Annotated in this window: 13 protein-coding genes, 1 tRNA gene and 1 pseudogene; 6 read left to right on the top strand and 9 right to left on the bottom strand. The window is 55.3% G+C overall.

Annotated elements, in window-relative coordinates:
- Positions 1–188 (bottom strand): annotated as a pseudogene (locus AC2FI7_RS12990) (DUF3299 domain-containing protein); the annotation flags it as partial.
- A 26-nt stretch (positions 189–214) separates the two neighbouring features.
- Positions 215–1,627, bottom strand: a complete 1,413-nt coding sequence (locus AC2FI7_RS12985; protein ID WP_037321800.1) for a metal-dependent hydrolase family protein — start codon at positions 1,625–1,627, stop codon at positions 215–217.
- 124 nt (positions 1,628–1,751) lie between these two features.
- Between AC2FI7_RS12985 and AC2FI7_RS12980 the strand changes: the two genes are divergently transcribed.
- Positions 1,752–2,756, top strand: coding sequence for an AraC family transcriptional regulator (locus AC2FI7_RS12980; RefSeq protein WP_158005278.1), 1,005 nt, complete (start codon positions 1,752–1,754; stop codon positions 2,754–2,756).
- 207 nt (positions 2,757–2,963) lie between these two features.
- Here AC2FI7_RS12980 and AC2FI7_RS12975 read toward each other — a convergent pair whose 3' ends face one another.
- From AC2FI7_RS12975 to AC2FI7_RS12960, 4 genes are all read right to left on the bottom strand, one after another.
- The gene (locus AC2FI7_RS12975; RefSeq protein ID WP_010442450.1) at positions 2,964–3,299 is read right to left on the bottom strand and encodes a hypothetical protein; all 336 of its coding nucleotides are present in this window, start codon (positions 3,297–3,299) and stop codon (positions 2,964–2,966) included.
- A 200-nt stretch (positions 3,300–3,499) separates the two neighbouring features.
- A tRNA-Arg gene (locus AC2FI7_RS12970) sits at positions 3,500–3,576 on the bottom strand.
- A 21-nt stretch (positions 3,577–3,597) separates the two neighbouring features.
- Positions 3,598–4,074 (bottom strand): GNAT family N-acetyltransferase, encoded by a 477-nt coding sequence (locus AC2FI7_RS12965; protein ID WP_010442451.1) that lies wholly within the window; start codon positions 4,072–4,074, stop codon positions 3,598–3,600.
- A gap of 13 nt (positions 4,075–4,087) precedes the next feature.
- Positions 4,088–4,399 (bottom strand): ETC complex I subunit, encoded by a 312-nt coding sequence (locus AC2FI7_RS12960; RefSeq protein ID WP_010442452.1) that lies wholly within the window; start codon positions 4,397–4,399, stop codon positions 4,088–4,090.
- Here AC2FI7_RS12960 and AC2FI7_RS12955 point away from each other — a divergent pair.
- The 4 genes from AC2FI7_RS12955 (at position 4,398) to AC2FI7_RS12940 (ending at position 9,046) form a co-directional block, all read left to right on the top strand.
- Complete coding sequence (locus AC2FI7_RS12955; RefSeq protein WP_496833420.1) at positions 4,398–5,036, top strand: SRPBCC family protein; 639 nt, start codon at positions 4,398–4,400, stop codon at positions 5,034–5,036. The two genes, AC2FI7_RS12960 and AC2FI7_RS12955, sit on opposite strands and share 2 nt — an antisense overlap.
- 81 nt (positions 5,037–5,117) lie before the next feature.
- On the top strand, positions 5,118–7,304 hold the full coding sequence (uvrB, locus tag AC2FI7_RS12950) for an excinuclease ABC subunit UvrB (RefSeq protein WP_480876296.1): 2,187 nt from the start codon (positions 5,118–5,120) through the stop codon (positions 7,302–7,304).
- Between the two features lie 96 nt (positions 7,305–7,400).
- A complete protein-coding gene (locus AC2FI7_RS12945) occupies positions 7,401–8,234 on the top strand; it encodes a formate/nitrite transporter family protein (RefSeq protein WP_496833417.1) in 834 nt (277 codons plus the stop codon).
- Positions 8,235–8,338: 104 nt separating this feature from the next.
- Positions 8,339–9,046: an ORF6N domain-containing protein gene (locus tag AC2FI7_RS12940; protein ID WP_480876292.1), complete on the top strand. Its 708-nt coding sequence runs from the start codon at positions 8,339–8,341 to the stop codon at positions 9,044–9,046.
- Between the two features lie 3 nt (positions 9,047–9,049).
- On the opposite strand, the gene AC2FI7_RS12935 is transcribed toward AC2FI7_RS12940, so the two are convergent.
- The 3 genes from AC2FI7_RS12935 to AC2FI7_RS12925 form a co-directional block, all read right to left on the bottom strand.
- Positions 9,050–9,493 carry an excalibur calcium-binding domain-containing protein gene (locus AC2FI7_RS12935; RefSeq protein WP_238528821.1) on the bottom strand — a complete coding sequence of 148 codons (444 nt, stop codon included), beginning with the start codon at positions 9,491–9,493 and terminating at the stop codon, positions 9,050–9,052.
- A gap of 65 nt (positions 9,494–9,558) precedes the next feature.
- On the bottom strand, positions 9,559–9,966 hold the full coding sequence (locus AC2FI7_RS12930; protein WP_010442458.1) for a universal stress protein: 408 nt from the start codon (positions 9,964–9,966) through the stop codon (positions 9,559–9,561).
- Between the two features lie 65 nt (positions 9,967–10,031).
- Entirely contained in the window at positions 10,032–10,358 is a 327-nt protein-coding gene (locus AC2FI7_RS12925; RefSeq protein WP_010442459.1) for an antibiotic biosynthesis monooxygenase family protein, read from the bottom strand.
- Positions 10,359–10,514: 156 nt separating this feature from the next.
- On the opposite strand from AC2FI7_RS12925, the gene AC2FI7_RS12920 reads away from it, so the two are divergent.
- Complete coding sequence (locus tag AC2FI7_RS12920) at positions 10,515–11,177, top strand: hypothetical protein (RefSeq protein ID WP_120981253.1); 663 nt, start codon at positions 10,515–10,517, stop codon at positions 11,175–11,177.
- Positions 11,178–11,210 lie beyond the last annotated feature (33 nt).

The following is an 11,210-nucleotide window of genomic DNA, read 5'->3' as shown; positions in this document are numbered from 1 at the left end:
CGTATACGCACAACGAAAAGAACATCGTCGAACTGTTCGGGGCTGAGTTCACGATAGGGGTCATCAAAGACCTGCGCGGACGGGTCAGGCAGGTCAGACCAGTCCAACGCGGTTCCTGGCGTCGCCATGACAGGATGACCACACCAGACCAACCCTGCGAATACTAAGGAGCGGAACCAATGGTGCATAAATACTCTCCGGCTGTTGAGACAGGTCAATCCAGTGTGTTTTTGTAGATGACGCCGTCCTTCATGATCAGTCGGATCGTATCTGGGCTTTCAGGCCTCGGGTCGGCACCGAACCACTGATCACCCGTGCCAACAACCGAGAAGTCTTCAAGTGGGTTACCGTCGATCAGCAGGATGTCCGCATAGGCTCCTTCCTCAATCACACCCAGATTGCCCTCGGGATAGGGGTTCATGAATGGTCCGGACAAAGCGGCGATTTCACCGCCAGTAGATGTCATTGCGACCAACGAGGCGTGAGAGCCAAAGAACTCATTATTGAGATGTTTTTCATAGGCAATTTGAATATTGCAGGCGGCTACAGAACCTACGCAATCCGTGTGAAACCCTCTTTTAGCTGGGCACTCATTCATGTTTTTTATGTAGTCGCCAAAAGCCTGCGTAGCTGACTGTGCCTTTCGTAAGCTGGCTGGGACATCTCGAATGGCAGGAATATCGAAGAGATTTGGATCAAATGCGGTGAGATTGGTCGTGATGTAGGCTCCTTTCTCTTCCATCAGCGCTGATATTTCACAATCAAACATGAACCCGTGTTCAATTGATCGCACACCAGCATTCAGTGCCGCCATGATCGTTTCCTTGCGGTAGGAATGGGCCATGACGTAGCTTTCGTATTCGTTGGCAACCTGCACGGCCGCTTCTAACTCTGCCGTCGATCCTGCCAATAACTGCCACGGGTCAAACACTGAAACTACACCGCCTGATTGCATGTACTTCAGTTGTGTTGCTCCCATCCGGAAGTTGTTACGAGCAAACTTGTACATGTCAGAGACGCTGTCGACTTCTTGGGCCATATTCAGACGGCTGAAGTTCGAAGACTGGCCAACAGGCGCCGTAAAGTTGGCGAAATCAGCATGGCCACCACGCGTACTTAGAAAAGCAGCCGCAGGGTAGAAACGCGGCCCGGCAATGGTCCCGGTGTCGATTGCGCGGCGAAGACCTCCATTAGCGCCACCTGCATCTCTTACGGTGGTAAAGCCTTGCATTAAGTACATCTCAGCCATTTGAGTGCCGTGAATCGCGAGGTCTTCCCAAGTGCTGTTGGCTTCCATTGCGGGCAACGTGGGTCCTGGCAGCATCAGGTGTGCGTGATTTTCGATGAAGCCGGGGGTCAGTGTCCTCCCTTCTCCGTCAATGACCGTAGCGTCGGGGGCATCGATTGCGTCGGTTGATACGGCCTTAATCAGATTGCCCTCGACCAATACGCTGGCATTCTCGATGCGCTGTTCACTCACTCCATCGAAGATGTGCACGTTGGTAAACAACGTTTGGGGTTCTTCTTGATCCTGAGCCTGCGCGGACGCTGAAAAAGCAAGTCCTGCAGCGACAATTACCGTCGAGCAAAGCGACATTCGTAGACCGGACATAAGTACTCCCTTCATATTCATGTTTTACAAACTGTAGTCTGGAATACCTTGGCTCGGTTGCCACTTTTGAGTTAAGATGTTCGAATGTGATTGAAAAACTGGCCACTGCGGAAAACTAATCTAAACAAGGGTGACGGGCTTGCCTTTCAACTCCACCTCTCAAGAGCATAGCGAGGGCTTTATTCGCCTCTCTTTAGCCGCTCCGTTCCTGCAATATCTGACCGAACGTAAAATCAATCCACAATCAGCATTGGACCAGGTCGGCTTGAAGGCCGAGCTGCTGTCTGACCCATCCGTATTTGTACACTCAGAGTTGGTTTACGGCTTGGTGAATACTTTCTCAGAGTTGTCCGGTGATCGATACCTTGGCCTGCATGTCGGAGAAACATTTGACCTGCAAGGATGGCCTCCGTTCGCTCAAGCCTTGCAATCGACAACGAGTCTGTTCGAGTTTTTTGCCCGTTTTGTTGGGCTTGTACCGCAGGAGTCAAACTCTGTGCGGCACAGCCTTGTCATTGAAGCTGACAGGGCGACTTATCGAATCGAGAGGCAACAGGAACCGACTGTCCCACCGGTTCAGGTTACCGCTTTTGGAGCCGCAATCTACGTGCGCCTATTGCAGACAGTCGTCGGAGACTCCTGGAATCCTTCCCGTGTTCGATGGGAAAGCAGATACATCACTGGTCTGCCCATCAACTACAAGGGGATCGAGGTTGGCCTTGGGCCTGATTCCGGAATGCAGATTAGTTTTCCTGTGGAATGGTTGTTTTTGCTCCACGTCTCTGAAGGCTCGACCAAACCATTGGCTTCGCCTCGACAAGATGAAGAAGTGACCGTGGTAGCTGCTTTGCGATCTGTCTTACGCGACAAACTGGACGAAACCGATTTGGGATCAGAGCGGGTGGCTGGATTGCTGGGAATACAGCCGGATCGGTTTCTGAAAGCGCTTCAGCAACAAAGCACGACGCTACCCCGTGAGATCAAACGGCTGCGTGTCGATGTCGCTAAGAAGCACCTCCGAGAAGACAAGATGACAATAGCGGAGATCGGCCTGATGCTCGGCTACTCCGACAAGTCCCATTTCACCCGCTTCTTCCGAGGTCAAACCGGAATGACACCGACCAAGTTCCGCCTTGGTGCTTAATTACGTTACTAGTTCTTGGATTGGCTCTCTATTGCTTGATAAGTGAGGACAGACAAGAACTTGCATTTCATTTCTTGGATCCCCTATCTTTGGATTGCTGAGGGATAGCTATTTCGCCACCAACCAGAATTGGAAGGCGATGAACGCCTGAACTATCGAAAAGCGATCCAACATCAGTGCCTTGGTCGCGCCGTCCGCTCAAATCAATTATTGCCCCGTAATTTCCCGACACGCGCCTTTGCCCCAGCCGGATTTACTTCCTGAAGCCGAGTAGTCGAAGGTGCCTTTTTCCGGGTGTACGTTGTAGTGCAGTGTGTAGCCATCGCCAATATACAGGTAGGTCAAAGTGTCGAGGCCGGGGAATACATCCACGTCTTTGTCGATGTCACCTATTGTAATGTGGCCCTTTTGCTGCCCGTCATATTTAACCAGTTTGGCTGCCATTTCCGGATGTTCTGCATCCGGCGCGTCACATTCAAACACGCGTTCTTCGGCAAATGCAGCCGCAGGCAAAAAGGCAAGAAGAAGAGCAATCTTTTTCATTGGATCCCAGTCCGTATTCCGTCACTTTCTTTGCGTCGGCTATTGGCTATTCTGGGCGTAATTTTGTCCAAACTCAGGTCGTAATGCGTTCTCTAACTCAAGCCATATCTCATACCGATACGACGGATTTTTCATCCGCAACCCGAAGGTTCACAAAAGTACCGGATCGGCCACGTGCACTCAGTATTGAAGGTAAGGAATGGCGATCCCTGAAGGACTCGAACCCTCAACCTGCTGATTAGAAGTCAGCTGCTCTATCCAGTTGAGCTAAGGGACCGCTGAGCCCTTCTTGCGGCTTTTAGCGGGCGGGTTCAAGAGCCAAGCGCATGAAGGCGCTGTTTGGGTCGTTTTCGTAACCTACAATCGGACCACAATATGAATACCCCAGCGATTCGTATAGCTTGCGCGCCGCGTCATAGCCTTGCAGATGGTTAGCGCCAGTTTCCAAAACCAACGCAGATAGTCCTTCATCTTGCGCGATCTGCGCAAGATGTTTCATCATCACCCTCGCAAGCCCCCTACCACGTGCCTCGGCCAAGATATGCACCGATTTGACCTCGGCGGTGCCGTCGGGCAATGCCTTTAGCGCGCCACACCCCAACGGGCAGCCGTCCTCAAAAAGCGCCCAAAATCGCGCTCCGGTGGCGGCAAGTGAGCCTGCATCCATTGTGTGATTGCTTTCGGCAGGGCCAGCTGCGTTGCTATGTGCGAAATGGGCTTGGATGATGGCGCGCATTTCCTCGGCGCCGGGATCGGCTTCGCGGATGTCGATCATTCAGGATGCCTTGTCAGTGAGTCCAGGGCGCGCGCCGATCTGTGGCAAAGTTCTCACCATAGCCGCGCGCCCGCAGGTTCGGCTTGCGTTTGTGCGGCTCGCTTACCTGCGCGTCGATACCGTTGTCTTTAGCGTAGTCCAGCGCCTCTTCCTTGGTATCGAATTTCAGACGCACCTGGGTTTGCGTGTCATTGGAGGAGGTCCAGCCCATCAGCGGATCAACTTCGCGCGCCGAAGCGGGGGCGTATTCCAAAACCCACTTGCGGGTCTTGGCCATCCCCGAGGTCATCGCGTTTCGCGAAGGCTGGTAAATCCGTGCACGCATGTCGCCTCTCCGTATCCACTTGATGGGCTTGTTTATGCGTCAGAGCGCGGCCCGGGACAAGATGACAAATGTCGCGGGCCGCGACAGCATCCTGATGACAGGAACTGTCATTGGCAACGCTTATGATTTTCGAAAGAGCAGCCAAAGGATTGAGCAGATGATCCATCATGAACGAACCCTTGAAATCAACGCGACCACCGAAGCTATCTGGGCGGTACTCAGCCGGTTTATGCAGATTGACGAAATTGCCCCACAGATCGCATATGTCGAGGCCCTGACGCATGAGGCGAATGGCATTGAGTCAAAGCGGCGATGTTACTTTGAGAACGGATCCTCTTTGGTCGAAGAGGTGACAGAGTGGGACCCCAACCGAGGTTACAGCGTGCGCCTGTCCGATATGACAGCGATGCCCCTAACCGATGCGCATGCCACGATCGCAATCAAACCGCTTGACGGGGCTAGAACCCGGGTGATCTGGAGCATGGATTATGCCGTGAAATATGGCCCCCTCGGCTGGTTTTTAGGGCAGACCTTGATGAAAATGATGATGTCGAAGGTTCTTGACAGCAACCTGAAGGCACTGGCCAACAAGGTGAATTCGGATCACATTCCGGATGCTGAACCCGCCTATTACTGAATCAGAGCTTCCCAGACCGGATCAGCCCTTGCAGTTGGACAAAATAAGAACAAATGTAGAGTTCTGATCCGGAGCCTGCCTATGCCATACGCCCATTCCGACAAGACCCAGCTAACCGCCGAGGACGTGCGCGCGCGCCTGAAACTGGAAGGCGGCAAGCAGTTTGTCATGCACACCGAATTCGCCCCCGCAGGCGACCAGCCAACGGCGATCAAGGAACTGACAGGCGGTGTAATTGATGGGGAACGTGATCAGGTTCTTTTGGGGGCAACCGGGACGGGCAAAACCTTCACCATGGCGAAGGTGATTGAAGAGACTCAACGCCCGGCTATCATCCTCGCCCCTAACAAGACGCTGGCGGCGCAGCTTTACGGCGAGTTTAAGGGCTTCTTCCCTGAGAACTCGGTCGAATACTTTGTCTCCTACTACGACTACTACCAACCCGAGGCCTATGTGCCGCGCTCAGACACCTACATAGAAAAAGAATCCCAGATCAACGAACAGATCGACCGGATGCGCCACTCGGCCACGCGGGCGCTGCTGGAACGCGATGACGTGATCATCGTCGCCTCGGTCTCGTGCATCTACGGTATCGGGTCGGTCGAAACCTACGGGGCGATGACGCAGGATCTGAAGGTCGGCAAGGATTATGACCAGCGGCAGGTGATGGCCGATCTGGTTGCCCAGCAGTACCGCCGCAACGATCAGGCCTTTCAGCGAGGCTCGTTCCGGGTGCGGGGCGATTCCCTGGAAATCTGGCCTGCCCACCTTGAGGATCGCGCGTGGAAATTCTCATTCTTCGGCGAAGAGTTGGAAACCATCACCGAGTTCGATCCCCTGACCGGTGAACGTGCCGCGACGATGGAGCAGGTGCGTGTCTATGCGAATTCGCACTACGTCACGCCGAAACCGACGATGAACCAAGCGATCATCGGCATCAAAAAGGAACTCCGCATCCGGCTGGATCAACTGGTTGGCGAGGGCAAACTGCTGGAGGCCCAACGTCTGGAACAACGCACCAATTTCGATCTGGAAATGCTCGAGGCCACCGGTGTCTGTAACGGGATCGAGAACTACTCGCGCTATCTAACGGGCCGCGCGCCGGGTGAGCCACCCCCGACTCTGTTCGAGTTCATCCCCGACAATGCCATCGTCTTTGCCGATGAATCCCACGTCAGCGTGCCGCAGATCGGCGGCATGTACCGGGGCGACTATCGGCGCAAGTTCACGCTGGCCGAGCACGGGTTCCGCCTGCCCTCCTGCATGGACAACCGCCCCCTCAAGTTCGAGGAGTGGGACGCCATGCGCCCGCAATCCGTCTTCGTCTCGGCCACCCCTGCGAAATGGGAGATCGAACAAACCGGCGGCGTCTTCACCGAACAGGTGATCCGCCCCACCGGGCTCCTGGACCCCGAGGTCGAAATCCGCCCAGTGTCGATGCAAGTTGACGACCTGCTGGACGAGGTGCGCAAGGTCGCCGCCGATGGCTATCGCACGCTGGTCACCACCCTGACGAAACGCATGGCCGAGGACCTGACCGAATACCTTCACGAACAAGGCATCAAAGTCCGCTACATGCACTCGGACATCGACACGCTGGAACGCATCGAAATCCTGCGCGACCTGCGGCTTGGGGCGTTTGACGTGCTGATCGGCATCAACCTGCTGCGTGAAGGGCTCGATATCCCTGAATGCGGGCTGGTCGCCATTCTGGACGCGGATAAAGAAGGTTTCCTGCGGTCTGAGACTTCACTGATCCAGACCATCGGCCGCGCCGCGCGGAATGCCGATGGGCGGGTGATCATGTATGCGGACAAGATCACCGGTAGCATGGAGCGCGCGCTGAACGAGACCAACCGCCGCCGCGCAAGGCAGGTCGCCTATAACGAGGAACACGGCATCACGCCTGAGACGGTGAAGAAGAATGTCGAGGACGTTCTGGCTGGTCTCTACGAAGGCGACGTCGACATGAACCGCGTAACCGCCACCATCGACAAACCGATGCACGGCGCGAATTTGGAGGCCCATCTGGATGGGTTGCGGGACCAGATGCGCAAAGCCGCCGAGAACCTGGAGTTCGAAGAAGCCGCCAATATCCGGGATGAGATCAAACGACTAGAGGCGGTCGACCTGGCCGTCGCCGACGACCCCATGGCGCGCCAATGGGCGGTCGAGAAAGCCTCGGAAGACGCCGTGAAATTGCATGGACGGTCAACGGCTGGACGGCCGGGGCAGCGGGGTGGGAATGTGAAGAGAAGGAAGCGGTAGGATAAAATTGGCTGTGGTGGTCAAGTTAGCTGTTTTAGTTAGCACGAGCTCTGGGCTGAACCTCAGTACTTCGTCGCGTGACCTTGATCCGGATCAATGTCGAAACATGAATGTGTTGGCAGTGTGCGACGCATGAAGGCTCACAATCCAACCGGCGTAGACGCCTACAAACCTGCACAGATTGCAGAACTGGTTGAAACATCTGGTGTCGCAAAGGCACATCTTTCCATCGTTCAAACGCTGACACTTGCAATACTCGCAGGTGTCTTCATCGGCTTCGGTGGGGCCGCCTACACTATGGTTATGACCGGCGTAGATCCCGGATTTGGGCCAGCCCGATTTCTTGGTGGGGTGGTGTTTTCTCTGGGCCTGATCCTTGTGGTCGTTGGTGGGGCGGAACTATTCACTGGAAACGCGCTGATGACCATCGCGGCAGTGGATCGAAAAATCTCGATGCGTGACCTGTTGAGGAACTGGGGATTCGTGTATCTCGGAAATTTAGTCGGAGCCGTCGCACTAGTCCTTGCTTGCGCTGCAAGCGGTTTGCTGGAAGGACCAATGGGGGCTACTGCTGCAGCGATCGCAAATGGCAAGATTGATCTCTCTCCAACGCAAGCCTTTATGCGAGGCATTCTGTGCAACGCCTTAGTCTGCCTTGCAGTCTGGCTGAGCTTCGCCGCCAGATCGGTCGTGGGAAAGGTCATGGCAATACTCTGGCCAATTTCGACGTTTGTTCTGTTGGGTCTCGAACACTCGATCGCTAATATGTACCTGCTGCCTCAGGGTGCGCTAGCAGGTGCCAAACTCGGTTGGGGCGCCACCATCAGCAACCTTTTTTGGGTCACGGTCGGTAATGTAGTCGGAGGCGCGGGCGGTGTCGCGCTCGCCTATCGGCTTGCCTATTTGGGCAAGGCAAGCGACCGACGCTAGCTCAAGTCCTGTCTCGATTGACGATAGCCATACACTTCAAGGTTGCAGCGTAGCTTTCTCTCCTCCACGTTTGACATCACAAATTGTGATTCCAAACGGATGCCATGACGAAACCCAACACCCTGCCCAGCACGCATGAAGTCCAGAGCGCCATTCACCGGGTGCGCGGCACCCGCGTGGTACTGGCCGAGGATCTGGCGCAGTTCTACGGAAAGTCCGTCAGCGCTTTCAATCAGGCTGTCTCGCGCAACAAGGATCTGTTCGAGGGCTACCGTTTTCAGCTGAACGATGCCGAGGTCGCTGATTTGCAATCACAGAATGTGATTTCAAAACCCAAAGGCCGCGGCGGGCGGCGGGTCAATCCGTGGGTCTATACCGACTACGGCGTGGCCATCGCCTCGACCCTGTTCAAGGACCCTCGCGCGATCAAGATCACCCGGATGATCACCGAAGCCTTTGTTGACGGTGCGAACGCGCTGGCCGAAACCCCGCGCAGCGTGCCGGAAATCCTGACACCCACGGACGCTCCTGCCCCGCTGCTGCCCAATGGCGATCAACTGCGTGATCTGGCCGAAAATATCCTCGATTCAGGGCAACAGAGCCTGGTCGACTACATCGCCAACCCCACCACCAAGCGCCAGCAGGCGGTGGCGATGATTATGAAAACTCTGGCCGAAACCGCCGGAGAAGAGGTCCGCACCCAGCAGGAACGCCTGCGCCTGCGCATCGCGGAACGTCTGGCCACTGGGGATTACACAAATGATGATGACCGCAAGCGCCTGCTGGAGTTATTGCAAGCCATGAAGGGATGATCATCAGGGTTTGAGGAACTTCGCGGTTCCAACGGTTCGCTCACGCGGTGCCTGAGTTTGCCGCGGTGCGTTCCCGGCGGTTCCCGGCATCGCAGTCGTTCGTTGCCGTTGCAGACCACGGGTGCCGCAGGCAACGCCGTCACCGTCAGGGTCATTTCGCTTGTGATAGCCCGGCCCGCCTTCAAAAAATGGCCCCGGAACAAGCCGCTGCACCGTGTCACAGCCCGCCAGCGCCACCAGATGGATCACAGCCTCATGACGCTCGTAGTCCGAGATGCGCAAATACACTCCGATCGTGATCATTCCGATTGTCAACGGCAGCGCAAGCACCATCAGCAGAATGCGCAGCGGCGACAGAGCTTTCCGACGCATCTCATCCGCACGACGTTGCCGCCTAGTCATCCGCGGATTAAGGCCAATCTCATCATTTGTATTTCCGGTCGTCATCGGGGTAGATATATACCCTGTATGTGGCAAAGCCATGGCCATACCGAGCTAAAAAACCTATTCCGTCACCGCACCACATGCACTGCGCATTTTGCGTGCCGTACCACATGGGTCGCGGTTGACCCCAACAGCAGATCCTGCATGCCAGGCCGGTGCGAGGCCAGAATGATCAGGTCGGGCTTGTTCACTTCGGCCCAATCCAGAATTGTTCTGCCAGAGTGACCTTCGATCACCTGTCCTTGGGCATTTGGTAATCGAGCAGCCAGCGTGTCAAGCTCAGCCTGAAGCGCTTTGCGTGTCTCTGAAAGATATTCCGCCGGCATGTATGAGATCGCATAATCCGGAATGTGCTCGACCACATGCAGCAGAGTGATCTGCGCCTGTGGGGTTGCCAGCAACTTTGCCAGTTTCATCGCCGCCGAACTGTCGCGTTCGGCATCAAATGAAATAGGGACAAGGATGTTGTGATACATGGCTTGTGCCTCCGTGGTTGCGCCGGCATCTTGCCCTGCCTCGCCACAGCGCGCCTTGATTCAGGTCAGGAACCGCCGAATGTTTCGGCAACGTCATACATCACCGGCTCAAAGCTCTTACACAGCTCGTTGATGCGGCGGTTTCGTTCCCGCATTTCCGGCGTACGCAGCATCGCCAGAAAGTCGTCGCGCCGCTCCCATTGCGAGTAATTTGCAATCCGGGTTTGGGCATCATTTACATGAAGACCGGCTGAAATGAACCCTGGCTGTTTCGAGATAAAGGAGGCATACGCATCCGTCAGCGCCTCAAGAAGATCCTGGCAGGTCCCGGGCGTCATTTCAAACGTGGTGATGACGGTCTGGCAACTGGCGGTTTTGGAAATCTGCGGCATTTGGCTTCTCCTTTGTAGCTGCCCCCAGCCTAGCACAGCTTTCAAATTCACAATCTATTTCGTGCAGATAAGTGCGGATGCAGATCAAAAAACTTTCTCAGACATGAACAAGATACTAACCATCCATTAACCAAGTCGACCGATGCTGCTCAGATGATGCATCGGCTTCTTGTATCCGTATTACTTATATGGCTAGCCGCTCCGGCTTCGGCCGGGGCCTGGCTGCGCGAAAAAGGCTCAAGCTTCACCGCAATCTCGGTGACCGCTTTCCAAGACGACGGCGACACTCATAGATACAAATCTGCTCTCTATTCCGAGTGGGGTCTGAGGCCGAAACTCACAATCGGGCTGGATGCCGAGGAGCACCAGGATCTGTATGGGCATGCGTTGGTTTTCGCCCGCATTCCCGTCGCTGATTTTGGGCAAGCAGGCCGATTTTCCATCGAGTTCGGACTGGGCGCACATCACCGTCAATACGATGCCTGGGCGATGTACAAAACAACACTCTCATATGGCAAAGGTATTCAAATCGGATTGGGGGGCGGATGGATCAATATCGACGCCGTGCACGAAAACCGCACGCATGAGGCTCTAATCCGCAAGCTGGATTTCACGGCTGGCCTGTCCTCGGGACGGCGCATCGACCCGCTCTTGCAGATAGAAACCTCGTATATTTCAGATCGCCCTTGGTATTGGCGGGTACGTCCTTCGCTGATGTTTCGCCCGAAAAAAGGCAACCTCACCTGGATTCTGGGTGCCGAACGAAATTCAGCCGATGACAATATCGGAATCAAATTCGCCCTGTGGCGCCGCCATTGAAGATGGGCCGCCCAAAACTGGAGAGCCCGCCAC

Source organism: Ruegeria sp. YTSA064, from assembly GCF_059610325.1.
Note: the sequence above shows the minus strand (reverse complement) of the source record. Positions and strands in the feature narration are given on the sequence as shown.